We start from the raw sequence: 25,728 nt of genomic DNA, 5'->3' as shown, positions 1-25,728 counted from the left end.
GCCGACGCCCCGGGCACACAGCCGCCCACCGTAGACTCCGCCAGGTGAGCGCCACTATGACCCCCGTCGACGACCCGCGGCCCGCGCCGACGCCCCGTACCGCCGGAATCCTGCGGCGACTCCTGCGCCCGGCCGCCGCCGCCCTCTCCGGGGTGCTGCTCTACACGAGCTTCCCGCCCCGGCCGCTGTGGTGGCTCGTCCTGCCCGGCTTCGCGCTGCTCGGCTGGGTCCTGCACGGGCGCCGGCTGCGCGCCGCCTTCGGCCTCGGGCTGCTGGCCGGGCTCGGCTTCATGCTCCCGCTGCTGCACTGGACCGGTGAGGACGTCGGCCCGGTGCCGTGGCTCGCCCTCGCCACCGCCGAGGCGCTCTTCATCGCGGTCGGCTGCCTCGGGATCGCCGCCGTGAGCAGGATCGCGTACTGGCCGGTCTGGGCCGCCGCCGTCTGGACCCTGGACGAGGCGGTCCGCGCCCGGATCCCGTTCGGCGGCTTCCCGTGGGGCAAGATCGCCTTCGGCCAGGCCGAGAGCGCGTTCCTGCCGCTCGCCGCGCTCGGCGGCACGCCGCTGCTCACCTTCGCCGTCGTGCTGTGCGGCTTCGGCCTGTACGCGGCCGTGCGCCACCTCCGCACGTACCGCTCCTCCGGCACGGTGCACCGCGCTGCCGCCGTTGGAGCCGCCGCCTGCGTCCTCGTCCCTGTCGTGGCGGCGCTCGCCGCGCTCCCGCTGGTCGACGACTCCGCAGAGGACGGCACCGCCACCGTCGCCGCGATCCAGGGCAACGTGCCCCGCCTCGGCCTCGACTTCAACGCCCAGCGCCGCGCGGTCCTGGACAACCACGCCAAGCGCACCACGCAGCTCGCCGACGAGGTGAAGGCAGGCAAGGCGAAGCAGCCCGACTTCGTCCTCTGGCCGGAGAACTCCTCCGACCTCGACCCGTACCTCAACGCCGACGCGTACGAAGTCATCGACGACGCGGTGAAGGCGATCGGCGTTCCGACCGTCGTCGGCTCGGTGGTCGAGAAGGGCTCGGACAGCCTGCGCAACACGCTCATCGAGTGGGACCCGGAGAAGGGCCCCGTCGACACCTACGACAAGCGGTTCATCCAGCCGTTCGGCGAGTACATGCCGATGCGGACCGTCGCCCGCTTCTTCAGCGAGGACGTCGACCGGGTGCAGCGCGAGTTCGTCCCCGGTACGAAGGTCGGCGTCTTCGACCTCGCCGGTACGAAGGTGGGGCTGGTGACCTGCTACGAGGCCGCCTTCGACGACGCCGCCCGCGACACCGTCCTGCACGGCGGCCAGATGATCGCCGTGCCGAGCAACAACGCGACCTTCGGCCGCAGCGAGATGACCTACCAGCAGCTCGCCATGTCCCAGGTCCGGGCCGTCGAACACGGCCGGTCCGTCGTCGTCCCCGTCACCAGCGGGGTCAGCGCGGTCATCCGGCCCGACGGCACGATCGCCGACCGCAGCGGCATGTTCACGCCCGACGCCCTGGTCGCCGAGGTCCCGCTGCGCTCCTCGCTCACCCCGGCCACCCGGATGGGTGCGCTGCCGGAGGGCGTCATCGCGCTGCTGGCCGTGGTCGGCCTGGGCTGGGCCGGTGTGACGGCGGTACGGGCACGGCGGGGCACCGCGAAGTAGTCCGGAAGCGGCCACGTAGGCTCGGATCCATGGCGACTCCCGACTTCATCCGCACCATCCGCGCCACCGCCGGACACCAGCTCCTGCTGCTGCCGGGGGTGACCGCCATCGTCTTCGACGACGAGGGCCGGGTCCTGCTCGGGCGGCGCGCGGACACCGGCGCGTGGTCGGTCGTCGGCGGCATCTCCGAGCCCGGCGAGGAGCCCGCGCAGACGGCGGAGCGCGAGGTGCTGGAGGAGACCGGCGTGCACTGCGTGGCCGAGCGCCTGGTCCTCACCCAGGCGCTCCAGCCGGTGGAGTACGCCAACGGCGACCGCTGCCAGTACCTCGACATCACCTTCCGCTGCCGGGCCACCGGCGGCGAGGCCCGGGTCAACGACGACGAGTCGCTGGAGGTGGGCTGGTTCCCGCTGGACGGACTGCCGCCGCTCGCCGAGTTCGCGCTCTTCCGCATCAAGCAGGCGCTCACGGAGGGGCCGGCCTGGTTCCAGCCGACGTCGGTCGGCGCCTGACGCCTACTTGTCCGGCGGCCGCCACAGATTCCGGACCCGCAGCCAGACGTCCCGCGCCTGCCGGCCCGCCGTCGTACGGCTCCGGGCCACCAGCTGCCGCGCCTGTTCCGGCGTCTCCACCATCGGGCCCGAGCCGCGCAGCGGCCGCCCGGCCGTCTCATGGAGGAAGAACGTGGCCACCAGGCCGATCACCCCGGCCACCATCAGGTAGTACGCGGGCACCATCTCGTCGCCCGTCGCCTCCACCAGAGCCGAGGCGAACAGCGGCGTGGTGCCGCCGAAGAGCGAGACGGAGATGTTGAAGGCGATCGACAGCGCGCCGTACCGCAGCCGGGTCGGGAACAGGGCGGGCAGCGTCGAGGCCGCCGTTCCCGCGAAGCAGACCAGGAGCAGCCCCAGCACCGCGCAGCCGAGGGCGGGCAGCAGGATCCCGCCCTGCCGGATCAGCAGGAACGCGGGCGCGGCCAGCACGATCAGGGCCACGCTGCCCGCCATGAACACCGGTCTGCGGCCCCAGCGGTCCGAGGTGCGGCCGACCGTCGTGATCATCAGCACCACCAGCAGCATCGTCCCCAGGATCAGCAGCTGGGACGTGGTCTCCGGTTCGCCGAGCGTCTGGGACATGTAGGTCGGCAGATAGGACGTGACCATGTAGTTGGTGACGTTGTAGAGCAGCACGAGTCCCATGCAGATGAGGACCGCCTGCCAGTGGCGGGTGAAGATCTCCTTGAGCCGGCCCTTCCCGGACTGCCGCGCCTCTTCCACCGGATCGTTCTCCGTACGCGCCTTCGCCTGAGCCTCCTCCTCGCGCTGGAATGCCGGGGTCTCCTCCAGCTTGAGCCGCATGTAGAGGCCGATCAGGCCCATCGGGCCCGCGACGAAGAACGGGATGCGCCAGCCCCAGTCGGCCATCCCGTCGGTGCCGAGGACGGCGGTGAGCACGGTGACCAGACCGGAGCCGAGCGAGTAGCCGACGAACGTGCCGAAGTCGAGCCAGCTGCCGAGGAAGCCGCGCCGCTTGTCGGGCGCGTACTCGGCGATGTACGTGGTGGCGCCCGCGTACTCCCCGCCGGTCGAGAACCCCTGCACCAGACGGCAGACCAGCAGCAGGAGCGGAGCGGCGAAGCCGACCGCCGCGTACGTGGGGAGGAAGCCGACGGCGAACGTGCTGGCCGCCATCATGATCATGGTGAGCGCCAGCACCTTCTGGCGTCCCACCCGGTCGCCCAGCGGCCCGAAGACCAACCCGCCGAGCGGGCGCACCAGGAAGGCCGCGGCGAAGGTCGCGAAGGTGGAGACGACCTGGGCACCGGGGGAGCTGGAGGGAAAGAACACCTTGCCGAGCGTTCCGGCCAGGTAGGCGTAGACGCCGAAGTCGAACCACTCCATGGTGTTGCCGAGGGCGGCCGCCGTGACGGCCCGGCGCACCTTCGGCGGATCGGTGACGGTCACGTCCTGCTCGCGCAGGGACCTCTTCCGTCGGCGGATGACCGTGCGGACCATCCGCTCCACTGCGGCGTTGTCGTTCCCTCGGCGCGGCACCTTCCGATTCTCGGCCCGTCGCCCGCGACCGGCCTCCCGGGCGGCCCGCACGGGTGACCCGGCACCGCCCGTAGCGATGTCCGGTGTGTGACCCGGCGTCGGCAGGGGAGGCGTACGGCATGCACTCCTGGAACCTCCACGACATGCCCGACCTCTCCGGCAGGACCGCCGTGGTCACCGGCGCCAACAGCGGCATCGGCGCCGTCACCGCGCTCGCCCTCGCCCGCTCCGGCGCCCGCACCCTGCTCGCCTGCCGCGACCCCGAGCGCGGCCGGCGCGCGCTGGAGGCCGTCCGCCGCGCCGCCCCGCGCTCCGACACCCGGCTCGTCCGCCTGGACCTGGCCGATCTGGCCTCCGTCGCCGAGGCGGCCGACACCATCGCCGAGGAGGCCGACGGCCGCCTCGACCTGCTGGTGAACAACGCCGGAGTGATGGCCCTGCCGCCGCTGCGCACGGCGGACGGCTTCGAGATGCAGTTCGGCACCAACCACCTCGGCCACTTCGCCCTGACCCTCCGGCTGTTGCCGGTGCTCGGCGCGGCGGGACCGGCCCGCGTGGTGACGCTCTCCTCGCTCGGCCACCGCATCGGCCGCATCGACCTCGACAACCTCAACGCCGAGCGCGGGTACAGCAAATGGGGCGCCTACGCGCAGTCCAAGCTCGCCAACCTGCTCTTCACCGCCGAACTCGACCGGCGCGCCCGCGCCTCGGGCCGGGACCTGCTCGCCCTGGCCGCCCACCCGGGCCTCTCCGCGACGGAGCTGGGACAGGCGGGACCCAAGCTGGCCGGCCGGAACTGGGCGGCGAAGCTGGAGCGGGCCTCGCGCCTCTACACCCAGCCCGCCTCCGCCGGCGCGCTGCCCGCGCTGTACGCCGCGACGCTTCCGGACGCGCCCGGCGGCTCGTACTACGGCCCCGGGCGCCTGGGCGAGACCCGGGGAGCGCCGGGGCCGGCCCGCAGGTCCGACCGGGCACGGGACCTGGACATGGCGCGGGCGCTGTGGGACGCGTCGGCGCGGCTGACCGGACTGGACCGGGACCTCGTGTGAGCGGGAGGCGGTCCAGCGGGAACAGAGATGGCGATGTACGGTCAGCTCAAGGCTCTCACCGGCGGTAATGCGGTCAACGGCCTTGCACGGACAGTGAGTAGAGGAGAGACATGAGCGTCGACGACGTTGAGTTCCGCCGCAGGATCCGCTCCGATGTCCCGCACTCGGCGAGGGTGTGGAACGCCTGGCTGGGTGGCAAGGACAACTATCCCGTGGACCGCGAACTGGCCGACGTGGTGAGCGCGGCCTACCCGCAGATGGTCGACATCGCGCGCGCCTCCCGCGCGTTCCAGGCCCGCGCGATCCGGCACCTCGCCTCGCTGGGCGTCCGCCAGTTCCTGGACGTGGGCACCGGCCTGCCGGTGGCGAACAGCACCCACGAGGTGGCGCAGAGCATCGCGCCCGACGCGCGCATCGTCTACGTCGACAACGACCCCATCGTCCTCGCCCACGCCCACGCGCTGCTGACCAGCGCTCCCGAGGGCCGTACGGAGTACGTGGAGGCCGACCTCTCCGACACGGACACGGTGGTGGACAGGGCCGCGAAGACGCTCGACCTCAACGAGCCCGTGGCCGTCCTGCTGCTCTCGACGCTGGGTCACCTGACCCCGGCCGACGGCATCGAGGTCGTCCAGCGGTACATGGCCCGGATGCCGTCGGGCAGCTACCTGGTGCTCTGCGACACGGTGAAGACGCCGCAGACGCTGGCCGCGCAGGAGGCGTACGACTCCGGCGAGAACCCGCCTTACCTGGTCCGGGAGCCGGAGGAGATCACCGGCTGCGCCGAGGGCCTGGAGATCATCGAGCCGGGCTTCCTGTCGATCGCGCTGTGGCGCCCGGAGGAGGATGACCCGGTCCTGGTCGACCAGTGGGGGCTGGTGGCCCGCAAGCCGTAGGCGGCCGGCGGGACGGTGCGGTGAGCTGAGCGGCGGAGGCCTCCGGGAGGCCTCCGCCGCTCCGTCGTGTTCCGGTGTGACCGAGTGAATACCCCCCAGGGGGTGTACGGCGCCGTTTTCGGAGAAGAAGCGAGAGGCAACCGCCACCGCACCACGACGAGAAGGGCCTCCGCCGCCATGATTCCTGAGCCTCGGACCATCGCCGCCCCGAAGGCCATGACGTTCGACCGGCTGCTGGAGAAGATCAGGTACGAGGGGGCCTACCCCACCCGGGAACGCGCCGAAGAGGCTCTCCGCGCCGTCCTCGGCGGCCTCGGCGCCCAGATCACCGGCGAGGAGCGGGTCGCGTTCGCCGCCGCGCTCCCCAGGGAGGCCGCCCTGGTCTTCACCGCGGAGGCCCCCGGCATCGCCCCGGCTCCCGCCGCCCGCTTCGTCGACGACCTGGCCGTGCGCACCGGAGGCACGGCGGCGACCGCCCGCTGGGACGCGGGCACCGTGCTGGCCGCGGCCGGCACGCTGATGGACCCGGCCCTCGTCACCCGGATCATCGACACCCTGCCGACCGGTTACGCGCTGCTCTTCGGCCGCGCGCAGCTCACCACGGCGGCCTGAGCGCGCCGGTCCGGTCCCAGCCCTCCGCCGGGCGCTCCGGCCGAGGGCGGGGCGGCGGCCGCATCGGTGAGCGCCGGGACGGTGTCCATCGGCTCCCCGCGCGGCCGCCTGAACCACCGCGCTACCGGCGGATCGTCACCGGATCGGTCTCCGCGTCGTTGTGCCGGCGCGCCCAGTTCTCCAGCGCCACCCGGCAGGCGTGGTCGAGGTGGCGCAGGCCACTCAGGTCGAGCTCTATGGGCTGGTCCTGCGGCAGCTTCTCCAACTGCTCCAGGATGCGCGGCAGCCGGAGGAAGGTCGCGTTGCCGGTGAGCGTCACCACGACCCGGCCGCCGGTGAGTTCGCGGGTGGAGAGCTGTACGTGGGAGGTCTCCCAGGCCGACTTGACCACGGCCAGCAGCAGACCCAGCACCACACCCTCGAAGAGGTTGGTCACCACGATGGCCAGCGCCGTGACCGCCAACAGCACGGCCTCACCGCGGTGTTCGCGCCAGAGCGGGCCGAACTCCTTCCAGGGCACCAGCTTGCACCCGGCGTGCACCAGGATTCCGGCGAGCGAGGCGAGCGGGATGATGCCGATGGCGGCGGGCAGCAGCGCCGCGAAGAGCAGCAGCCACAGCCCGTGCGCGACCCGGGAGAGCGCGGTCGTGGCCCCGGCCTGGACGTTGGCCGCGCTGCGCACGATCACCGCCGTCATCGGCAGTGCGCCGAGCGCCCCGCAGATCGTGTTGCCGACGCCCTGCGCGACGAGCTCCTTGTCGTAGTTCGTACGGGGCCCGTCGTGCATCCGGTCGATGGCCGCCGCGCTGAAGAGGCTCTCGGCCGAGGCGATGAGGGCGAAGGCGAGGACGGTCCCGATGACCGCCACGTTCGTCAGGTTGCCGAACTCCGCCGCACCCGGCAGTTCGATGGCGTGGAGCAGGCCGTTCACATCGGCCACCAGCGGCCGCAGTCCGGCCAGCGCGGCGACGGCGGTGGCCAGGCCGACCGCTGCGAGGGGCGCGGGCACGAGCCGTACGCGCGCGGGGAGCTTGGGCCAGATGAGCAGGACGGCCACGGTCCCGGCGCCGAGCCCGAAGGCGGTCAGCGCCTCCTGGTCCGTGGCGATCTCGGCGGCGAGCCCGGGCAGCCCGGCGAGTTTGGCGAGCGCGGTGCCCGGCTGTTCGGTGTCGGCCATGGCGTACAGCTGGCCCAGCACGATGACCAGGCCGATGCCGGCGAGCATGCCCTGCACCACGGAGACGGAGATGGCGCGGAACCAGCGGCCGAAGCGCGCGAAGCCCATCACCACCTGGAGCAGGCCGGCGGCCAGGACGATCGGCCCGAGCGTGCCGAGGCCGAACTCGGTGACCGCCTCGTAGACGAGCACGGTGAGGCCGGCGGCGGGCCCGCTGACCTGGAGCCTGCTGCCCGGCAGCATGCCGACGACGAGGCCGCCGACGATGCCGGTGACCAGGCCGAGTTCGGCCGGTACGCCGGAGGCGACGGCGACGCCGAGGCAGAGCGGGAGGGCGACGAGGAAGACGACGAGTGACGCCAGCAGGTCACGACGTACGACGTGGGGGTTCCTGAGTTCCTTCACGGAGATCACGGGTGACGATTCCCTTGAGGGTCAGATCCGCGCCCGGCCGGGGGCCGGGCGCGGATGGGTGGGGGCGGGAAGCCGTCAGAGGCGGCCGCGCGAGGGGCCGCTCTCCGGCCGGTGAACGCTGATCGAGCCGGGGTGCACTACGCCGCGGCTCGTACGGAAAGGTCTCGGGGGCCGGGCGTACGTGGGGAGCCCGGCCTCCTTTGCGTTCGCGGCGCCGTGTCCGGGAAAAGTCCGGACGGGTACGACAAGGGACTTCATGGGTGGCCTGCCTCCTGCATCCGGGGGTGCCGGGGAGCGGTGTGGTCGGGTCATATTGACGAATGTGCTGATTAAATCCGTATGAATGTTCGGAGGGGGAGATGTGTTCCACCTCGTGTTTTCATCGAACATCCGGCCCGTCCGGGCGCGCGGCCAGCGTCCGGACGTATACGACTACAGCTCAGCATATAGACCGGAACTTTGCTATCGCATTACCTTCTTGTGAAGGAGTGCGAATGCGCCATTCTTGTCATTCATTCGGCTTGTTCTTTGTGACTGCGAAAGGCTTGGGGCGGGGGCGTCGGATGCGACGGCCGTGCAGGAAGAGATGCGGCTCCGGTGCGCCTGCCGGGTGATCCGGCGTGAACAGCACGCTGTGCCGCTCCTCCAACGCGAACCCCGCCCCGGCCACCACGGAGGCGAACTCCTCCTCGCCGAAGCTCGACACCACCACCGGCTGCCCCATGAAGACGGCGTGCGCGTCCGCCACGTCCACCGGAACGGTGGCCACGGCCAGCAGGCCGCCCGGCTTCACCGCACGCGCCAGCCGGCCCAGCAGCTCCGTCTGCTCACCGCGGGACATCTGCAGCAGTGAGAAATAGACGCAGACGGCGTCGAACTCCCCGTCCGCCCACGGCAGCTCCCGGACGTCGCCGCACCGGAACTCGGCTTCCGGCACCTGCCGGGCCGCCAGCGCGGTCATCACCGGGGAGACGTCGACGCCCACCACCCGGTGCCCCGCCGCCGCCAGCCGCCGAGCGGTCGGCACCCCCGTACCGCTGCCCACGTCCAGGACCCGGCTGCCCGGCGCGAGGTGCTCCAGCAGCCGGTCCAGCGAGGCGCGGTGGGCGGCCGAACCGGCGAACGCCCGCTCGTACTCGGCCCCCAGCGCGTCGAACACCGCCGCGGCGGGCAGGCCGTGGGCCACGCCCGCGTCCTCGTCCGGGCGCTCCGCCGGCTCTCCCTGGCGCTCACTCATCGGCGTGGTCCTTCCGTGGTCCGGGGGCCCGCGCCCCCGCCGTCGGGGGCCGCGTCCCCAGCGTCCCCGTACGCGCGTCTGAGTATGCGCGGCCCGCACCGCTGAGTACCTGCCCCGATGTTCCGCCGTCCGCCCGCTGTTCGAATGAGGCCATGGACTCCGCAGCGCAGCCCCACCCCCGCATCCAGCACGTCACCACCGCAGGCACCGCCCTCGCGGTCTCGCTGCTCCCGCTGGTGGTCGGTGTGCTGCTGGCCAAGTCCATGGCTGCGGACCCGATGACCTCGGTGAACGCGCTCGTCACCAACGGCGCCCACCGCCCGCGGGTCTCGCCGAAGCAGTGGCGCAGCTGCGGCGGGGACGCCCTGCGGCGCCTGCGCGCCACGGGACGTCCCCGACTCGTCCGCCGCTGAGCGGGACCCTTCTCAGCCGACCGGCTGCGCCTCGTCCGCCGACGGCCGGTCGAACTGCGTGCGGTACAGCTCCTCGTACCGGCCGTTTGCCGCGAGCAGTTCGCTGTGCGTGCCGCGCTCGACGACCTGGCCCGCCTCGACGACGAGGATCTGGTCGGCCGCCCGCACGGTGGAGAGCCGGTGGGCGATCACCACGGCGGTCCGCCCCTCCAGCGCCTCGCCGAGGGCCTCCTGGACGGCGGCCTCGGAGGTGGAGTCGAGGTGCGCGGTCGCCTCGTCCAGGATGACGACGCGTTGACGGGCCAGCAGCAGCCGCGCGATGGTGAGCCGCTGACGCTCACCGCCGGAGAGCCGGTAGCCGCGCTCGCCCACCACCGTGTCCAGCCCCTGCGGCAGCGAGGCGATCAGCCCCTCCAGCCGGGAGCGGCGCAGCGCGTCCCAGATGTCGTCCTCGGAGGCATCCGGCCGGGCGAGCAGCAGATTGGCGCGTACGGACTCGTGGAACAGGTGCCCGTCCTGGGTCACCATGCCCAGCGTGTCGCGGAGCGAGTCGGCGCTCAGATCGCGTACGTCGACGCCGTTCAGCCGTACGGAACCGGCGTCCACGTCGTACAGCCGCGGCAGCAGCTGCGCGATGGTCGACTTGCCCGCGCCCGACGAGCCCACCAGGGCGATCATCTGGCCCGGTTCGGCCCGGAAGGACACCTCGTGCAGGACCGTGGTGCCGCCCCGGCTGTCCAGCGTCGCCACCTCCTCCAGCGAGGCGAGCGAGACCTTGTCCGCCGACGGGTAGCCGAAGGAGACCTTCTCGAACTCGACCGACACCTGGCCCTCCGGCACCCCGCGGGCGTCCGGCTTCTCGACGATCAGCGGTTTCAGGTCCAGCACCTCGAAGACCCGCTCGAAGCTGACGAGCGCGCTCATCACCTCGACCCGTGCCCCGGCCAGCGAGGTCAGCGGGGCGTACAGGCGGGTCAGCAGCAGGGCCAGTGAGACGACGGCACCGGCCTCCAGCGTGCCGCGCAGCGCGTAGTAGCCGCCGAGCCCGTAGACGAGGGCCAGCGCGAGGGCCGAGACCAGGGTGAGAGCGGTGATGAACGCGGACTGGATCATGGCGGAGCGGACGCCGATGTCGCGGACCCGGCGGGCCCGCACGGCGAACTCGGCCGACTCGCGTGACGGACGGCCGAAGAGCTTGACGAGGGTGGCGCCGGGCGCGGAGAAGCGCTCGGTCATCTGCGTGCCCATCGAGGCGTTGTGGTTGGCGGCCTCGCGCTCCATTCCGGCCATCCTGGCTCCCATGCGGCGGGCCGGGATGACGAAGACGGGCAGCAGGACCAGCGAGACCACGGTGATCTGCCAGGAGATCGTGAGCATGACGGCGAGCGTCAGCAGCAGGGTGACGAGGTTGGAGACGACACCGGAGAGCGTGTTGCTGAAAGCGCGCTGGGCGCCGATCACGTCGTTGTTGAGCCGGCTGACCAGCGCGCCGGTCCGGGTGCGGGTGAAGAAGGCGACGGGCATCCGCTGCACATGGTCGAAGACCGCGGTCCGCAGATCGAGGATCAGCCCCTCGCCGAGGTTGGCCGAAAGCCACCGGGTGAGGAGACCGAGACCGGCCTCGGCGACCGCGATCAGCGCGATCAGCAGGGCGAGCCGGGTGACCGTACCCGAGTCCGCTCCCCGCACGATGGCGTCGACGACCCGGCCGGCGAGGACCGGGGTGGCCACCGCCAGCAGCGCGGTGACGACGCTGAGCAGGAGGAACCGGTAGATACGGCTCCGGTGGGGCCGGGCGAAGACCAGGATGCGCCGTAACGTCGCTCTGGAGAAGGGCCGCCGGTCGTGCTCGGCGTTCATCGCGCTGTGCAGCGATGTCCAAGCGGTGACTTCCATGTCCATGGGAGAGCTCCGAACTCTGCTGATGTGCCTGTGCGGACTGCTCGGAACGCTAAGTCCTCAAGCTTGGTTGAGGTCAACGGTGCGGTCCGCGCACCGTCAGGCGTCGGTCATCGGCCGGTGGGGCGGCGGCGGGTCGGGACGGTCATGCGGGGCTGGCATGATCGAGGGATGAACGAGAGCATCATCGCCGCGTGTGACGGCGCGTCCAAGGGAAATCCCGGACCGGCCGCCTGGGCCTGGGTCGTCGCCGACGCGCAGGGCACCCCTCGGCGCTGGGAGGCGGGCCCGCTGGGCACCGCGACGAACAACGTCGCCGAGCTCACCGCGCTGGCCGAACTGCTGGAGTCCACCGACCCGGCGGCGCGCGTCGAGGTGCGGATGGACTCGCAGTACGCCATGAACGCCGTGACCAAGTGGCTGCCGGGCTGGAAGCGCAACGGCTGGAAGACCTCGGCGGGCAAGCCCGTCGCCAACCGCGAGCTGGTCACCCGCATCGACGCCCTGCTCACCGCCCGTTCGGTGACGTTCCGCTATGTGCCCGCCCACCAGGTGGACGGCGACCCGCTCAACGCGCTCGCCGACCAGGCCGCCAGCGAGGCGGCGGTGGCGCAGCGGCCGGCCGGTACGGCCCACGGCGCGACGGCCCTGCCCGTACCCGCCCAGGCGCGCTCCACGAAGGGGCGTGCGGAGGCGGGCGGCGCGGGGGAGACGAAGGCGAAGGGCGCGTCCCGGGGCGGGCGGTCTTCCGGCTCCACGATCAAGGCGCGGTTCGCGGGGCGGTGCCACTGCGGAAGGCCGTACGCGGCCAAGGAGCCGATCGCGAAGAACCCCAACGGCTGGGGCCACCCGGAGTGCCGTACCGCCCCTGTCTGATCACGCGCGAGCCTCTGCCTGATCGCACGCGAGCCCTCGCCTGGTGGTCACCTGGGGGAGTTCCTGCCCCTGCTCATGCGGGGAGCATCAGACGTCGGCCCAGACGAGTCGGCCGGCCAGCGCCGCGCGCGTGCCCCAGCGGGCCGCCAGGGCGTCCACCAGCAGGAGGCCCCGGCCGTCCTCGGCCAGGCAGTCGAGTGAATCGTCGCCGTCGGGTCCGTCCGCCGCCGGAGCCGCCGCGACGGGCAGCCCCGACGCGTCGGGCGAGGACGCCGGCCCCGGGATACGGGCCCGGCCGCGGTTCCATACGCAGATCCGCACCCCCTCCGCCGAGCGGAGAAGCCGGCAGCGGATCCGGCGGGTGCTGGTGTGCTGCACGGCGTTGGTGACCAGTTCGGTCACTATCAGCGCCGCCGCCTCGATGCGTTCCGCGGGTTCTCCCCACGCGCGCATCGCCTCCTGCACCCGGTGACGGGCCTCGGGAACGCCCCCTGGCAACCGGGGGACCCACCAACTGTGCGCACCTCTGACTCCCCCGCTGTCCGGAGTGCGTTCCGCACTCATGGCTATTTCCGACATGTATGCACTCTCGGTGCAAAACGCGTACTTTGCAAGCGACAGAATGTCCAAAGCTCCGCTCCGGGGCTCGACGAACGAGGTACGAGCATGCGACCCCGCTCCGGCCCCACGGTGCAGCACCGCGTCCTGGCCGCCCGGCTGCGGATCCTGCGGGAGCAGGCGGGCGTCACGCTCCGGGCCGCCGCCGACGCGCTGGACGCGCACCCCGCGACCGTACGGCGGATCGAGCGGGCCGAGACCGGGCTCGACGCCCGGCAGGTCGCCGAGCTGCTGCGCTGCTACGGGGCCCCGCCGCGCGTCGCCGAGCCGATCCTGGCCGGACTCGGGGCCGCGAACCTGCCCGGCTGGTGGCACCGGTGGCGGGACGCGATGGAGAGCTGGCAGCAGGACGTCATCGGCGTCGAGTCCTCGGCCGCCCTGGTCCGCACCTGGCACCCGGCCCTCGTACCCGAGCTGCTGCGCACCTCCGCCTACGCCGACGGGCTCTACCGGATCCGCTACCCCGACGACAGCCCCGCCCGGCGCGAGCGCCGCCTGGAGCTGCTGCGGGAGCGGCAGCGCCGGCTGACCGAGCGCGGTACGGCTCTGTGGGCCCTGCTCCCGGCCGCCGCTCTGCACACCCGGGTCGGCGATCCGGCGACGATGGCCGGACAGCGGCAGGCGCTGGCCGAGGCGATGGAGCGGCAGCACGTCACCGTCCAGGTGGTGCCACTGGATCACCCCCCGCACCCCATGACCGCCATGCCGTCGTTGCACCTGCTCCGGGTGCCCGCTCCGGAGATCGGTGACCAGGCCGTCCTGGAGATGCCCGGCGTGCGGGTCGACCTCATCGACGACCCGGACGCCGTGATGGCCCACCGCATCCGTCTCGACGCCGCGTGCGCCGCCGCCCCGCCGCCGGGAACCCCGCTGCCGCTCTGAGCACCCGGGATGCGGTCCGGGCCCGGGGCGTCCAGGGTGAGGGAGTGGCGCGGCAGCGGTGGGCCCAGTGGATTCCGGTCGGGGTCGTCGTGCTGGCCGTCGTGAGCGACCTGGTGACCCCGACCGATGTGACGTCCGCGCCCCTGCTGGCGACCGCGCCCGTCGCCGCCGCCCCGCTCCTGGGCCCGCCCGGCATCATCGCGGTCGGTGCCCTCTCGATGGCTGTCCAGGTGATCCTCGCCCGGGTCGATCACACCTTCGGCTGGCACGGAGGCGTCTCCAACCAGCTCACCCTTCTGGCCGTGACCGTGCTCGCCGTCCTCATCAACCGCACCCTTGAGGGCCAGAGCGCACGGACCCGGCGCGCCCGCCAGGTCGCCGCCGTCGCCCAGGCCGCCGTACTGCCCCGGCCCCCGTCACGCCTCGGCGACCTCCGGATCGCCGCCCGCTACGTCCCCGCTGAGGACGAGGCCATGATCGGCGGCGACCTCTACGTCGTGCAGGACACCCCGCACGGGGTGCGCGTCATGGTCGGGGACGTGCGGGGCAAGGGGCTGGGGGCCGTCAGCGCGGTCTGCGCGGACCTGGGTGCCTTCCGGTTCGCCGCCGACGAGGCGGCGGACCTGCCGCACCTGGTGACCGCGTTGGAGGGCGCCCTGCTGCGCGAGGGCGGGCGGCGTGGCGGCCAGGAGCAGGACGAGGGGTTCACCACCGCGCTGATCGTGGAGTTCGCCGCCGGTCTCGACGCCGTACGCATCGTCAACCGCGGCCATCCGCCCCCGCTGCTGCTGGACGCCCGCGGCACGGCCACTGCCCTCGAACCGTCCCAGGAGGCGCCCCCGCTCGGTATGGCGGACCTGGGCACCTGGTCGGCACGGGTCGACACGTTCCCGTTCCCGCCCGGTTCCACGCTCCTGTGCTACACGGACGGCGTCACCGAGGCCCGTGACGAGGCCGGGGTCTTCTACGACGCGTCCGTACGGCTGCCCCGCCTCCTGCGCCACCGCTCCCTCGTCGGCGATCCACCGGCCCCCGCACAGATCCTCCAACTGCTGATCGAGGACGTCGGCCGCCACACCGGCGGCCGCATCCAGGACGACCAGGCCCTCCTGGCCCTGCACCGCCCCGGCCCCGAAGCCGTCCGGTTTCCCCGGCGGCCACGTGTTTGAGCCGCCGATCACCGGTCATCCGGACGTTACGGCCGTACGGCAGGTGCCTACGGCACGCATCCGACACCGGGAGTGAGCAGCATGGAGAACTGGCGCACGCACGCGGCCTGCCGCGAGGAGGACCCGGACCTGTTCTTCCCCATCGGGACGTCCGGCCCCGCCGTCGTCCAGGCCGCGGAGGCAAAGGCGGTCTGCCGGACCTGCCCGGTCCAGGCCCAGTGCCTGGAATGGGCCCTGGAGAACGGCCAGGACTCCGGCGTCTGGGGAGGCCTCGCCGAGGACGAACGACGTGCGCTCAAGCGCAGGAACCGCCGGCGTACCGGGAACACCGCCCGCTGACTTCCCCGCAAACGCCGTCAGCGGCGGCCGATCGGGTAGACGATGAGCCATGGACACCACCGTTTGGCTCGTTGTCGCCGCCGTCGCCGCGCTGACCATGCTGGCTCTGGCCGCCGTACTGCTGGTGCGGGTATTCAAGGCCAGGAAGCTCCTGGTCGACGCCGGGATCCCGCTGCGCAGCAAGGCGCTCGTCTGGGCGGCCGTGGTCTACACCGTCTCCCCGGTCGACCTGCTGCCGGATCCCGTCTACCTCGACGACATCGGCTTCCTGCTGCTCGCGCTGCGCTCCCTCCACCAGGCCGCCGCGTCCGCGGGACTGGGCCGGGCCAAGGGCGCGGGCGCCCCGGCGGAGATCCCGAACCCCGAGAAGGCGGCCGGGCCGCGACCGGGCGCGGTGCGTCAGTCCTCGCAGGGCTCCGGCTTTCCGTCCTGAGGCTGCGGCGCCGACCGGTTGTCGGGCTGCTGTTCCTGCGGCTGTTCCTGTGGCGGCGGAGCCGGCCGGCTCTCCGGCTGCGGCTCGGTCGAGGTCTCCGGAGGCGGGCCCGGTATCCACCTGGGGCTCGGTCGTCGTCGGCGGCGTGGTCCTGCCGTCGTTCGCAGGTGTGGTCCCGCCGTCCCGCGGGGACGGGGCGTCGCGTGGGGGCGTCACTGCGCCCGGAGGGCAGGAAGCGTCGCCGGACCCCGGCGGGCAGGGCGGTTACGACGGGCCGGCCGTCGAGGAACGTGCCGTTGTGGCTGCCGAGGTCGAGGATCTTGTGCCGGCCGTCGGGGAGCGCCCGCAGCTCGGCGTGGTGGCGAAAGACGACGAGATCGTCGATGACGAGGTCGTCGCCGCCGTCGCGGCTGATGCGCACGGTCTTCGCGGGCGGCGGGCGTACGGCGGTGGGCTGCCGGAAGGTGCCGGTGGCGGCGGGCATCGAGACGGGGGAGGGGCCGTCCGCGGTGGGCGGGATCGTCGCCCGGGTTGCCGAAGTTGATGATGCTGCCGGCGCCCGAATCGTGGATGCGATGAACATCGGTGTACGTGCCGTTGGAGCTGTCCTTGCCCTGGAGCGTCCAGTGACCGGCCTCGGGATGGAGCACCGCGTGGTTCCGGGAAAGACCCGGGCGTCGTCGATGACGAGGTCGCTCTCGGGATCGCGCCCCACATGGTGGTCCCGGCTCGGCCTCATCACCGTGGAGGCGATGTCGGTCTCCAGGGCGGGCTCGGGCGCTGTCGGCGCTGCGGGCCGCTCTGCCATGTCCGAATTCTACGGAGACATCATGATCGGCACCCGTCGCGGCCGGGGTCGACCGTGGAGCAAGGTGTGGGGGTGCCGGGGTGCTGGGGTGCCGACGTCCGGCGGAGGTATCTCGTCGTCAGCGGAGCACGGTGGCGAGGATGACCTTGCCGCCGTCCGGCGACTCGCGGACCGTGACCTCCTGGGACAGCCGCTGGACCATCGGCCAGCCGAAGCCGCCGGTGCGGCCCGTCAGGTCGGGCGTCCGGTCCTGCGGGTGCGCCGGGCTGGGATCGGTGACCCGGACGTGGACGCCGGTGCGGTCCGCGGTCAGCCAGAGCGCGGTGACGGATCCGGCGTGCCGGACGGCGTTGGTGACCAGCTCCGTCACGAGGAGCAGCAGGTTCTGCACCACGTGCGAGGCCGGCGCTGGGTGCAGCCGGGAGAGGAAGCTGGCGACCGCGTCCCGGGCGTCGGCGGCTTTCTCCGGCCGGCAGACGTAATCGGTGCGGGTCTCCCCGTCCGGCGAAAGTGTCATCAGCATGCGGTCGTTCATGGCGGTCACCCCGTCGCGTAGCTTTCTGGCTGAAGTCCGGATACCCCCGTATCGGCGTTTCATGGAAATCGGCCGCGAGAACGGGTGAACCCGGCCCTCTCGCAGCCTTCTCACGGCCCCCCGCACGACCGTAGCGGCCCTCCCGAAGTAGGGCCGCGCCGAGGCTCCGGGTGCGTGCGGCCACGCCGTCCCGCACGTTTCTATCGTTGAAAATTCTCCGTGCACGACCGTTGTGCCGTGTTTGGTGTTGTGGCTCAATGTTCGACTATGTGCAGTGCCTCGCCGGTTCGAGGTACTCCCGGCTCTTCGACGAGGATGACGCCTTGACACGACAACACCCGCGCCCCCGTGCCCTGTTCAGGGCCCTCACCTGCGCCGCGGCGCTCCTGATACCGGTCGGCGCCACCCTGGTGCCGACGGCCGCCGCCGCACCGGCCACCTCCGCACCGGCCTCCGCGCCCACCTTCACCGCCGACGACCCGGTCACCGATGTGCGCGGGCTGAAGGGCGAGTACTTCAGCATGTCCGCGCCCGGCGCCCGGGACTTCGCGGAGCTCGGCGCCACCTCCCTGGACCCCGAGATCGACTTCCCCGGTCTCACCGGGACGTTCGAGTCGGCGACCGGCAGGACCGAGCACACCACCGCCCGGTGGACCGGGCAGCTCGAAGCGCCCGAGACCGGCTCGTACACCTTCTCCGCCATCGGTGACAACGGCTTCCGGCTCTTCCTCGACGGCAACGTTGTCATCGACCACTGGCAGCCGGACTGGGACAACGAGCAGCACAGCGCGCCGATCAGCTTGAAGGCGGGCGAGAAGCACGACTTCAAGCTGGAGATGTTCCAGGACATCGGCGGCGCCAGCATGTTCCTGCGCTGGCAGAGCGACACGCTGAAGAAGCAGATCGTGCCCGAGTCCGCCTTCACCCCGCCCGCCGACTTCGAGGTCTACCCGGTCGCCCTGACCATCGCCGAGAACGGCAGGCGCCTCCAGGCCACCTTCAAGGACCGGGTCGCGAACCACGGGAAGGTGAAGGACCACCTCAAGATCGAGGTCGACACCTCACCGATGCCGGTGAAAAAGGTGAGCCGCGCCTCCGGCAACCCCCGGGCGCTGATCATCGACCTCGCCGCTCCCGTTCTGAAGGACCAGCGGGTCAAGGTCGTCTACGACGGCAAGGGCGGGCTGACGTCCGGCACCGAGACCGTCCCGGAGATCGGCCGGACGGCGAAGAACCTCTCCACGCACCGCCTCACCACCACCTGGGGCGACAAGCTGGACGAGAACAACCCGCTGCCCGAGTACCCGCGCCCGCAGCAGGTCCGCGACCGGTGGAAGAACCTCAACGGCCCGTGGGAGTTCGCCGGAGCCACCGAAGGCGAGAAGCCGGTGTTCGGCAAGAAGCTCGGTGAGCGCATCATCGTGCCGTTCCCGGTGGAGTCCCAGCTCTCCGGCCTGGAGCGCGACGAGGACCACATGTTCTACCGCAAGCTCGTGACCGTGCCGAAGAACTGGTCGGTCGGGAAGGGCGGTTCCGGCAAGGACCAGCGGCTGAAGCTCAACTTCGACGCCGTCGACTACCGGTCCACGGTCTGGGTCAACGGCACCAAGGTCGCCCAACACACCGGTGGGTACACCGGGTTCAGCGCCGACATCACGGACGCGCTCAAGGGCACCGGTCCGCAGGAGATCGTCGTCGCCGTCACCGACAAGACCGGCCCCAACCAGCCCAAGGGCAAGCAGTCCACCCGCCCCGGCGGCATCGTCTACACGCCGACCTCCGGCATCTGGCAGACCGTGTGGATGGAGCCGGTCGCGCCCGCCGCCGTCGACTCCCTGACCATGACCCCGGACATCGACACCGGCCGCCTCGCGGTCACCGTCAACTCGGCTAAGGCGTCTGCCGGTTCCCGTATCACCGCCGTCGCCCGCGACCGCAAGGGCAAGGTCGTCGGTGCGGTCTCCGGACCCGCCAACCGCGAGCTCAGCCTCCAGCTCAAGAACCCGCGCCTCTGGTCGCCGGACGATCCCTACCTGTACGACCTCGACGTGTCGCTCACCGACGGCCGGTCCAAGGACAGGGTCGAAAGCTACTTCGGCATGCGCCAGTTGAAGGTGGACAAGGTCGGCGGCTACCAGAAGCTCGTCCTCAACGGCAAGCCGTTCTTCTCCCTCGCCATGCTCGACCAGGGCTTCTGGCCGGACGGGCTGTACACCCAGCCCAGCGACGCGGCCCTCACCTTCGACCTGAAGGCGCAGAAGGACCTCGGCTTCAACGCCGTACGCAAGCACATCAAGGTGGAGTCGCCGCGCTGGTACTACCACGCGGACCGGCTCGGCCTGCTGGTGTGGCAGGACTTCGTCAACGCCGACATCGACAACGACGCCGGAAAGAACGCCTTCCTCACGCAGGGCAAGGAGTTGATGAAGCAGTTCCACAACTACCCCTCGATCAGCGGCTGGATCGTCTTCAACGAGGGCTGGGGGGAGTGGGACCGGACGGTGACCGGTGAGATCGCCGAGGAGGTCAAGGCGCTGGACCCGTCCCGGGTCGTCAACGCGCACAGTGGCGTCAACTGCTGTGCCTCCAAGGGTGATTCCGGCAAGGGCGAGATCATCGACCACCACGACTACGTGAACGACGATCCGGCCTTCCCGGACGACCGCCGCGCGGCGATGGACGGCGAACACGGCGGCTTCACCCTCCGGACGCCGGGCCACATGTGGCCGGGTGCGCCTGCCAACATCTACTCCGGCGTGGCGGACAAGGCCGCCCTCACCGCGAAGTACGTCGACAACACCCGTACGTACTACCTCGCGGCTGCCGGTGCCGAGCTGTCCGGCTCCGTCTACACGCAGGTCAGCGACCTGGAGAACGAGCTCAACGGGCTCTGGACGTACGACCGTCGGGAGATCAAGGTCGACCCGAAGAAGGTCCGGGAGATCAACCGCCAGGTCATCGCCGCCGGAGCCGGCGCCGGTCAGCGCGACGAGCTGAAGGGCGGCGGCTCCTGGTCGCTCGACGAGAACAAGGGGGCCACGGCCCGCGACAGCGGCCCCAACAAGGCCCATCTCACCCTGGAAGGCGGCACGTCCTGGGCTCCGGGCGTCACGGGCTCGGCGCTGAAGTTCGACGGCGAGGGCCAGTACGCGCAGAGCACCGGTCCCGTCGTGGACACCACGAAGGACTACACGGTCTCCGCGTGGGCCTCACTGGACGCCCTGCCCGGCAACTACGCCACCGTCGTCAGCCAGGACGGCCGGCGCACCGAGAACCCCTTCTATCTCCAGTACGGGCAGGGCGCGTTCGCCTTCTCCACCCCGGGCGGCAAGCGCGCCCGCCTGGAGATCACACCGGAGACCGGGAAGTGGTACCACCTGGTCGGTGTCCGGCAGGGCGGCGAGGCGAAGCTGTACGTCGACGGAAAGCTCGCCGCCACCACCGAGGCCGGACCCGCCGATGTGAGCACCGGCCCGCTCTCCGTCGGCCGGGCCCAGTACGGCGGCGCGAAGACCGACTACTGGCACGGTTCGGTCGACGAGGTCGGGGTGTACGACAAGGCCCTGACCGCCGATGAGGTGGCCGCCCTGGCCGGCAGCCGCAAGCCGTAGCGGGCAGCCGGCCCGGCAGCGGACGGGAGGTTCTCCGTCGCTGCCGGGCCGGCCGGCCGGTCACCGCTCCTGAGGGATCACGGAGCCCAGGGAGCGTCCACCGCCCACGTCGTGTCCTCCGTGAACAGGGCCGGGCTGTCGAAGGGCCGCCCGCCGCCCGGTGTGGCGAGCCAGACCTCGGAGCCGATGTGGCGCAGATAGCTGCCCGGCAGGTTGGCGCTGGTGAACCGCACTCCGCCGTTGCCCGCGACCGCGCACCAGGTCGCATCCGCCTTGAACAGCGCGGAGTTGTCGTCGGCATCGCGGTGGACCCGGAACTCCCGGTGGCGGAGGAACTGGCCCGGGTAGTTGCGGGACTCGAAGGAGTAGCAGTTGCCGTTGGCGAGGCCGGTGACGATCTTCCAGGTGGCGTCGGCCTTCAGCACCGCCGAGCTCCCGCTGTTCACCACCTCGGTGAAGGCCTGCGCGTTGTAGTGGCGCAGGTGCTTGGTGGTGTGTCCCGGCGTCGTGACCCGCAGGGACCTGTACTGCCCGGTGGGCAGCGTCACCGGAGGAGCGGGGGTGCGGGAGGCTTGGATGAGGGCCTGGTTGGCGGCCTTCACCCGGGCGGTGTCGACCTTTACGACCTGGCGGTCGTAGGTCAGCAGTCCGTTCACCTCGTTCTCGACGTCCGTGATCTCCGTGTAGACCGATGCCGAGAGTCCGGCGGGGAGTTGGCCGATCCGGATGGCGTCCAGCAGGCCGACGAACCGGTTGTTGAGCGCCGCGGCGCTCGGCTGGTCCTCGTAGCTGAACCCGCCGCCCGGGTACCACTCATGGCCCGGCACCTTGTAGCCGAGTCCGCCGAACTCGCCGAGCACGGCGGCTCTGGTGGCGGTCGGAGCCGTGTTGCCGGGGCCGACGTAGATGTGGTTGTCGACCACGTCACCGTTGCCGCCGTCGACCGAGCCGCAGCAGTTGACCCCGCTCATGTTGTTGACGAGGCGCGAGGGGTCCTGGGCCTTGACCTCGTCGGCGATCCTGGCCTGGTCGTACTGGCCCCAGCCCTCGTTCTGGTTCACCCACATGACCACCGACGGCGAGCTGCGGTGCTGGTCGATGATGGCCCGGTACTCCGTCTCCCACTGCGTGCGCGACGGCCCGTCCGGGACCTTGCCGGTGTCCATCGACGGCATGTCCTGCCAGACCAGCAGACCGAGCTTGTCCGCCCAGTAGAACCACCGCTGCGGCTCCACCTTGATGTGTTTGCGGACCATGTTGAAGCCGAGGTCCTTGTGGGCCTGGAGGTCGTATCTCAGCGCCTCGTCGGTCGGCGCGGTGTAGATGCCGTCCGGCCAGTAGCCCTGGTCCAGCGTGCCGGTCTGGAACACGAACTTCCCGTTGAGCACCGGCCGCAGGATGTTGTCGACCTTCGCCAGCCCCACGGACCGCATACCGGTGTAGCTGCCCACCGTGTCCGTGACCGCCGAGCCGTCGAGGAGGTCGGCCCGTACGTCGTACAGGAACGGGTCCTCCGGGCTCCACAGCCGCGGGTTCGGCACGGGTACGGAGATCTCCCCGCTCACCGTTCCGGTCGCCGAGCCCACCACCGTACCGCCGCTGGAGACGGTGATCCGGGCGCTCCGGCCCGCCGCGCCCGCCGTCTGGACCCGGACCCGTAGCGTGCTGTTGCCCAGGTTCGGCGTCATGTCCAGGCGGGTGATGTGGGCGGCGGCGACCGGCTCCAGCCAGACCGTCTGCCAGATGCCGGAGGCCGCGGTGTAGAAGATCCCGCCGCCCGGGCGCGGTTTCACGTCGTTGATGCGCTGCTTGCCGACCGCCTGTCCGCCGCTCTGGCTCGGGTCGTAGACGGAGACCACGACCGTGTTCGTACCGCCGTTGAGCCGGGGCGTGATGTCGTACGCGAACGAGTCGAAGCCGCCCTTGTGCGCGCCGACCTGGGTGCCGTTGACCCAGACCGTGGTCTGCCAGTCGGAGGCGCCGAAGTGCAGCTTCACCCGGCGGTTGTTCCAGTCGGCCGGGACGGTGAAGGTCCGCTTGTACCAGAGCTTGTCGTTCTCGGTGATCCGGCGCTGGATCCCGGAGAGCGCGGACTCGGCGACGAACGGGACGCGGATCTGCTCCGGGAAGGTGGCGGGCTGACCGGCGTCACGGCCGGTGACCGCGAAGTCCCAGATGCCGTTGAGGTTCGTCCAGTCCGGGCGGGTCAGCTGCGGGCGCGGGTACTCCGGCAGCGGCATGTCGACGGGTACTTGGTTCGTCCACGGCGTCGTCATGGGCGCCGGCTTCGGCGTCCAGGCGGCGGGCGCGGCGGCGGCCGGTGAGGTGCCGCTGCCGACGAGGGCGGTGGCCACCAGGGCGAGGAGCCCGGTGGTGGCCGTTAATCTCCGCCACCAGGTGCGGGGTGCTGGGTGCATGGTTTGTCCGTCCTTTTCTCGGTTGTACGGGGAGGAGCGAGCGGCGGCGTCAGAGCAGCCGCCACAGGTGGTCGGCCGTTCCGTTGTCGTCGTACTGGACGACATGGGCGCTGTCGGCCAGGGACATCCCGTCCACGCCGAGCACCTTGTCCGAGTTCCGGTTACGGACGCGGTACCAGCCGCCTCCGTCCGGAACGAGCTGCCAGAGGTGATCGGCGGTGTCGTTGTCGTCGAACTGCACGACGTGCGCGCTGTTCGCGGTGGACATCAGGTCGACGCCCAGCACCTTGCCGGAGTGGCGGTTGCGGATCCGGTACCAGCCGTCTCCGTTGGCCACCAGCCGCCAGAGGTGGTCCGCCGTCCCGGTGTCGCCGAACTGCACGACGTGGGCGCTGTTGGCGGTGGACATGCCGTCCACGCCGAGCACCTTGCCGGAGTTCCGGTTGGCGAACCGGTACCAGCGGTCCGCCAGCCACGGTTCCGCTTCCGGGGCCGCCGTCGGGAACGACGTGATCCGCAGGCGAGCCGCGCCCATCGGGACGAGCGTGACCTCCTCGACCGGTTCGGTGGAGCGCGCCGGGCTCGGCTGGAGCGGCGCGACCACGCGCTCGTCGTCCGCCGTCCACTCCGGGATGCGGCGGGCCCGGGCGGTCATCGTGAGCGGGGTTCCGGCATGGGTGAACGGGTTGTCGCCGGGGGCGCGGCCCGTGGAGTGGTGGCGCAGGTCGGCGGTGGGGCGGGCGGGGTCCAGGACGAGGCCGTAGTTCCAGGGGCTCGTGGCGCGGACCGCGTACTCCGGGAACGTGTCGCTGCCGCCGATCCGCTCGTACCGCTCACCGATCCGGAGCGCGTACGTGAGCGGCCCGTGGTCCACGCTGACCGAGCCGTGGTTCGCCGTCCAGGTCCGTACGGTGGTGCGCTGCGGCAGCCGCAGGGTGACCCGGTCGCCGTTCGACCAGGTGCGGTCGATCCGGGTGAAGGCCGGGCCGGCGGGGGCGGTGACCCGTTGGCCGTTGACCCGGACGTCCGGGGCCGCGCACCAGGCCGGGACGCGCAGGACGAGGGGGAAGCGCAGGGATTTCGGTGCGGCGAGGGAGAGGGTGACCGTGTCGGTGAAGGGGTAGCCGGTCTCCTCGGTGAACGTCACCTCCGTGCCGTCCGCGACCTTCGCCGTCACCTGGCTCGGCGCGTACATCGCCGCCGCGAGCCCGCCGTCCGGCGTGGCGAGCCACAGCTCCTCGGTGAAGTAGGGCCAGCCCATACCGTAGTTGTGCGGGCAGCAGCGGTACTGGTCCACCCCCGGCAGGTACGCCAGCATCGCGAACGGGTTCTGGAACTGGCGGTCGCGCTTGGGCTCGTCGTCCAGGTCCACGCTGTTGGCGCAGGTGATGTAGTGGACCGCCTTGCCTGACGGATCCAGCGAAGCCGGGAGCGAGTTGAACGCCAGCTCCTCGCAGCGGTCCGCCCACAGCGGGTCCCCGGTGATCCGGGTGAGCAGCTGGTGGCTGGCCATGAACTCGACGATCCCGCAGGTCTCGAACCCCTGGCGCGGATCGCCGTGGCCGGGACGGGCGTTCTCGTCACCGGCGAACCCACCGCCGGGGAACTGGCCGTAGGCGTCCATGGCCTTGGCGTACGTGCCGTAGGTGTTGCGGGTGTCGGTGGCCGAGCCGCTGCGCAGCGCGAACTGGGCCGGTTCGCGGAAGCCCTGGGCGATGTTGACGTTGTGCGGGTTGACCAGGTTGTCGCCCCAATTGGCCCCGTAGCGATGGATCTTGTCGACGAGGTCCATGAGGAAGGCGTCGCCGGTGCGGTTGTAGAGCCACATGACGCTGTCCAGGCCGTCACCCCAACGCAGAGCGATCCAGCTGGTGTTGAAGGCGCCGGGGCCCTGGGCGTTCATGAAGCGGAAGAAGCGGCTGAGGAACGGGACGATCCTGGTGTCGCCGCTGTACTCCTGCCAGGAGCGCAGCGCCTGGATCAGCGGCAGGAACGGCCAGAAGTCCGGACCGCCGTTGAGCGAGGTCCGCAGCGCCTTCGGGCCGAAGAAGCCGTCGCTCTGTCCGGTGGCGAGGATCGCGTCCATCCAGCGGCGGGTGGTGGTGAGAGCGCCGGCGTCGCCGGTGACGATGGCCAGGTCGGTGTATCCCCGCAGCCAGTACGGGACTTCCTCCCAGCCGCCACGGTCGGGCCGGACCCATCCGGTGGCCGTGAAGTCCAGGAAGTGCGAGAACTCCTCGTACCGGCCGCACAGGCCCTCCAGCTGGAGCCGGAGCTGACCTGCCAGCCAGCCGCGTGCCTTCACCTTGCCCGGCGGCAGTTTGAGGAAGGCGGTGGGGTGGAGGGGTGCGGCGTTGGGGGAGTAGTGGCCGCCTGGTGCGGCCGCCACCTGGTGGCGGGCCGGTGTCGCGGCGGTGGCCCACCGGCCGGAGGCGCCGGTGGCGACGGCGGTGGCCACGGCGGTGGTGATGAGCTGCCTGCGGTTCAGCGGCATGGGTGCGGCTCCTGCTCTGAGCCGGATCCGCCTGAGCTGCGGTCGGCCCGGTGGGGGTGGTGGCCACGCGCGATGCGTGCGCGGGCCCGGTGCAGGGCGTGGTGCGAAGCGTGGTGCGGGACGCCGTGGCGCTGTGCGTGGTGCGCGAGCCT

At 71.6% G+C, this 25,728-nt stretch carries 20 protein-coding genes and 1 pseudogene; 12 read left to right on the top strand and 9 right to left on the bottom strand.

All coding sequences use genetic code 11. From position 1 onward, the window contains the following. Nucleotides 1-56 precede the first annotated feature (56 nt). Both lnt and ACIRR8_RS20275 read left to right on the top strand, forming a co-directional pair. The gene (lnt, locus tag ACIRR8_RS20280) at nt 57-1,643 is read left to right on the top strand and encodes an apolipoprotein N-acyltransferase (protein ID WP_404066589.1); all 1,587 of its coding nucleotides are present in this window, start codon (nt 57-59) and stop codon (nt 1,641-1,643) included. A gap of 29 nt (nt 1,644-1,672) precedes the next feature. Then, entirely contained in the window at nt 1,673-2,155 is a 483-nt protein-coding gene (locus tag ACIRR8_RS20275; protein WP_404066454.1) for an NUDIX hydrolase, read from the top strand. A 3-nt stretch (nt 2,156-2,158) separates the two neighbouring features. On the opposite strand, the gene proP is transcribed toward ACIRR8_RS20275, so the two are convergent. Continuing rightward, entirely contained in the window at nt 2,159-3,658 is a 1,500-nt protein-coding gene (proP, locus tag ACIRR8_RS20270) for a glycine betaine/L-proline transporter ProP (protein ID WP_404066587.1), read from the bottom strand. A gap of 158 nt (nt 3,659-3,816) precedes the next feature. Here proP and ACIRR8_RS20265 point away from each other — a divergent pair, with 158 nt between their 5' ends. From ACIRR8_RS20265 to ACIRR8_RS20255, 3 genes are all read left to right on the top strand, one after another. Continuing rightward, nucleotides 3,817-4,746, top strand: a complete 930-nt coding sequence (locus tag ACIRR8_RS20265; protein WP_404066451.1) for an oxidoreductase — start codon at nt 3,817-3,819, stop codon at nt 4,744-4,746. Between the two features lie 110 nt (nt 4,747-4,856). After that, entirely contained in the window at nt 4,857-5,642 is a 786-nt protein-coding gene (locus ACIRR8_RS20260) for an SAM-dependent methyltransferase (RefSeq protein ID WP_404066448.1), read from the top strand. A gap of 177 nt (nt 5,643-5,819) precedes the next feature. After that, entirely contained in the window at nt 5,820-6,254 is a 435-nt protein-coding gene (locus ACIRR8_RS20255; protein WP_404066445.1) for a DUF2267 domain-containing protein, read from the top strand. A gap of 121 nt (nt 6,255-6,375) precedes the next feature. Here the strand turns inward: ACIRR8_RS20255 and ACIRR8_RS20250 are convergent, their stop codons facing one another. Beyond that, entirely contained in the window at nt 6,376-7,845 is a 1,470-nt protein-coding gene (locus tag ACIRR8_RS20250) for a SulP family inorganic anion transporter (RefSeq protein ID WP_404066443.1), read from the bottom strand. Between the two features lie 508 nt (nt 7,846-8,353). Beyond that, nucleotides 8,354-9,082: a class I SAM-dependent methyltransferase gene (locus tag ACIRR8_RS20245; RefSeq protein WP_404066440.1), complete on the bottom strand. Its 729-nt coding sequence runs from the start codon at nt 9,080-9,082 to the stop codon at nt 8,354-8,356. 152 nt (nt 9,083-9,234) lie between these two features. On the opposite strand from ACIRR8_RS20245, the gene ACIRR8_RS20240 reads away from it, so the two are divergent. Next, nucleotides 9,235-9,495, top strand: a complete 261-nt coding sequence (locus ACIRR8_RS20240) for a hypothetical protein (RefSeq protein WP_404066437.1) — start codon at nt 9,235-9,237, stop codon at nt 9,493-9,495. A gap of 12 nt (nt 9,496-9,507) precedes the next feature. On the opposite strand, the gene ACIRR8_RS20235 is transcribed toward ACIRR8_RS20240, so the two are convergent. Further along, complete coding sequence (locus ACIRR8_RS20235) at nt 9,508-11,397, bottom strand: ABC transporter ATP-binding protein (protein WP_404066435.1); 1,890 nt, start codon at nt 11,395-11,397, stop codon at nt 9,508-9,510. 168 nt (nt 11,398-11,565) lie between these two features. Here ACIRR8_RS20235 and ACIRR8_RS20230 point away from each other — a divergent pair, with 168 nt between their 5' ends. After that, complete coding sequence (locus tag ACIRR8_RS20230; protein ID WP_404066432.1) at nt 11,566-12,270, top strand: ribonuclease H; 705 nt, start codon at nt 11,566-11,568, stop codon at nt 12,268-12,270. A gap of 87 nt (nt 12,271-12,357) precedes the next feature. Here ACIRR8_RS20230 and ACIRR8_RS20225 read toward each other — a convergent pair whose 3' ends face one another. Continuing rightward, nucleotides 12,358-12,768 carry an ATP-binding protein gene (locus tag ACIRR8_RS20225; protein ID WP_404066429.1) on the bottom strand — a complete coding sequence of 137 codons (411 nt, stop codon included), beginning with the start codon at nt 12,766-12,768 and terminating at the stop codon, nt 12,358-12,360. A 168-nt stretch (nt 12,769-12,936) separates the two neighbouring features. Here ACIRR8_RS20225 and ACIRR8_RS20220 point away from each other — a divergent pair, with 168 nt between their 5' ends. The 4 genes from ACIRR8_RS20220 to ACIRR8_RS20205 all read left to right on the top strand — a co-directional run bounded on the left by ACIRR8_RS20220 (nt 12,937) and on the right by ACIRR8_RS20205 (nt 15,711). Continuing rightward, nucleotides 12,937-13,770, top strand: a complete 834-nt coding sequence (locus ACIRR8_RS20220; RefSeq protein WP_404066426.1) for a Scr1 family TA system antitoxin-like transcriptional regulator — start codon at nt 12,937-12,939, stop codon at nt 13,768-13,770. Between the two features lie 44 nt (nt 13,771-13,814). Continuing rightward, a complete protein-coding gene (locus ACIRR8_RS20215; RefSeq protein ID WP_404066423.1) occupies nt 13,815-14,939 on the top strand; it encodes a PP2C family protein-serine/threonine phosphatase in 1,125 nt (374 codons plus the stop codon). Between the two features lie 81 nt (nt 14,940-15,020). Beyond that, nucleotides 15,021-15,278: a WhiB family transcriptional regulator gene (locus tag ACIRR8_RS20210; protein WP_317824076.1), complete on the top strand. Its 258-nt coding sequence runs from the start codon at nt 15,021-15,023 to the stop codon at nt 15,276-15,278. A gap of 49 nt (nt 15,279-15,327) precedes the next feature. Further along, nucleotides 15,328-15,711, top strand: coding sequence for a YkvA family protein (locus tag ACIRR8_RS20205; protein WP_404066420.1), 384 nt, complete (start codon nt 15,328-15,330; stop codon nt 15,709-15,711). Between the two features lie 259 nt (nt 15,712-15,970). Here the strand turns inward: ACIRR8_RS20205 and ACIRR8_RS20200 are convergent. Both ACIRR8_RS20200 and ACIRR8_RS20195 read right to left on the bottom strand, forming a co-directional pair. Beyond that, nucleotides 15,971-16,519 (bottom strand): annotated as a pseudogene (locus ACIRR8_RS20200) (FHA domain-containing protein); the annotation flags it as partial. Nucleotides 16,520-16,637: 118 nt separating this feature from the next. Further along, on the bottom strand, nt 16,638-17,054 hold the full coding sequence (locus tag ACIRR8_RS20195) for an ATP-binding protein (RefSeq protein ID WP_404066418.1): 417 nt from the start codon (nt 17,052-17,054) through the stop codon (nt 16,638-16,640). Between the two features lie 257 nt (nt 17,055-17,311). Between ACIRR8_RS20195 and ACIRR8_RS20190 the strand changes: the two genes are divergently transcribed. After that, on the top strand, nt 17,312-20,665 hold the full coding sequence (locus ACIRR8_RS20190; RefSeq protein ID WP_404066416.1) for a LamG-like jellyroll fold domain-containing protein: 3,354 nt from the start codon (nt 17,312-17,314) through the stop codon (nt 20,663-20,665). Nucleotides 20,666-20,742: 77 nt separating this feature from the next. Here the strand turns inward: ACIRR8_RS20190 and ACIRR8_RS20185 are convergent, their stop codons facing one another. Next, nucleotides 20,743-23,082 carry an AbfB domain-containing protein gene (locus ACIRR8_RS20185; protein WP_404066413.1) on the bottom strand — a complete coding sequence of 780 codons (2,340 nt, stop codon included), beginning with the start codon at nt 23,080-23,082 and terminating at the stop codon, nt 20,743-20,745. 49 nt (nt 23,083-23,131) lie between these two features. Then, the gene (locus tag ACIRR8_RS20180; RefSeq protein ID WP_404066410.1) at nt 23,132-25,576 is read right to left on the bottom strand and encodes an RICIN domain-containing protein; all 2,445 of its coding nucleotides are present in this window, start codon (nt 25,574-25,576) and stop codon (nt 23,132-23,134) included. Nucleotides 25,577-25,728 lie beyond the last annotated feature (152 nt).

Source organism: Streptomyces sp. NPDC101178 (genome assembly GCF_044767965.1).
Lineage (GTDB): Bacteria > Actinomycetota > Actinomycetes > Streptomycetales > Streptomycetaceae > Streptomyces.
This window is presented reverse-complemented; position numbering and strand designations above follow the sequence as displayed.

Bases quoted from the DNA above. Each gene is read 5' to 3' on its own strand.
- lnt (WP_404066589.1), top strand. From the start codon at position 57: ATGACCCCCGTCGACGACCCGCGGCCCGCGCCGACGCCCCGTACCGCC.
- ACIRR8_RS20275 (WP_404066454.1), top strand. From the start codon at position 1,673: ATGGCGACTCCCGACTTCATCCGCACCATCCGCGCCACCGCCGGACAC.
- proP (WP_404066587.1), bottom strand. From the start codon at position 3,658: ATGGTCCGCACGGTCATCCGCCGACGGAAGAGGTCCCTGCGCGAGCAG.
- ACIRR8_RS20265 (WP_404066451.1), top strand. From the start codon at position 3,817: ATGCACTCCTGGAACCTCCACGACATGCCCGACCTCTCCGGCAGGACC.
- ACIRR8_RS20260 (WP_404066448.1), top strand. From the start codon at position 4,857: ATGAGCGTCGACGACGTTGAGTTCCGCCGCAGGATCCGCTCCGATGTC.
- ACIRR8_RS20255 (WP_404066445.1), top strand. From the start codon at position 5,820: ATGATTCCTGAGCCTCGGACCATCGCCGCCCCGAAGGCCATGACGTTC.
- ACIRR8_RS20245 (WP_404066440.1), bottom strand. From the start codon at position 9,082: ATGAGTGAGCGCCAGGGAGAGCCGGCGGAGCGCCCGGACGAGGACGCG.
- ACIRR8_RS20240 (WP_404066437.1), top strand. From the start codon at position 9,235: ATGGACTCCGCAGCGCAGCCCCACCCCCGCATCCAGCACGTCACCACC.
- ACIRR8_RS20235 (WP_404066435.1), bottom strand. From the start codon at position 11,397: ATGGACATGGAAGTCACCGCTTGGACATCGCTGCACAGCGCGATGAAC.
- ACIRR8_RS20230 (WP_404066432.1), top strand. From the start codon at position 11,566: ATGAACGAGAGCATCATCGCCGCGTGTGACGGCGCGTCCAAGGGAAAT.
- ACIRR8_RS20220 (WP_404066426.1), top strand. From the start codon at position 12,937: ATGCGACCCCGCTCCGGCCCCACGGTGCAGCACCGCGTCCTGGCCGCC.
- ACIRR8_RS20210 (WP_317824076.1), top strand. From the start codon at position 15,021: ATGGAGAACTGGCGCACGCACGCGGCCTGCCGCGAGGAGGACCCGGAC.
- ACIRR8_RS20205 (WP_404066420.1), top strand. From the start codon at position 15,328: ATGGACACCACCGTTTGGCTCGTTGTCGCCGCCGTCGCCGCGCTGACC.
- ACIRR8_RS20195 (WP_404066418.1), bottom strand. From the start codon at position 17,054: ATGAACGACCGCATGCTGATGACACTTTCGCCGGACGGGGAGACCCGC.
- ACIRR8_RS20190 (WP_404066416.1), top strand. From the start codon at position 17,312: ATGTTCGACTATGTGCAGTGCCTCGCCGGTTCGAGGTACTCCCGGCTC.
- ACIRR8_RS20185 (WP_404066413.1), bottom strand. From the start codon at position 23,082: ATGCACCCAGCACCCCGCACCTGGTGGCGGAGATTAACGGCCACCACC.
- ACIRR8_RS20180 (WP_404066410.1), bottom strand. From the start codon at position 25,576: ATGCCGCTGAACCGCAGGCAGCTCATCACCACCGCCGTGGCCACCGCC.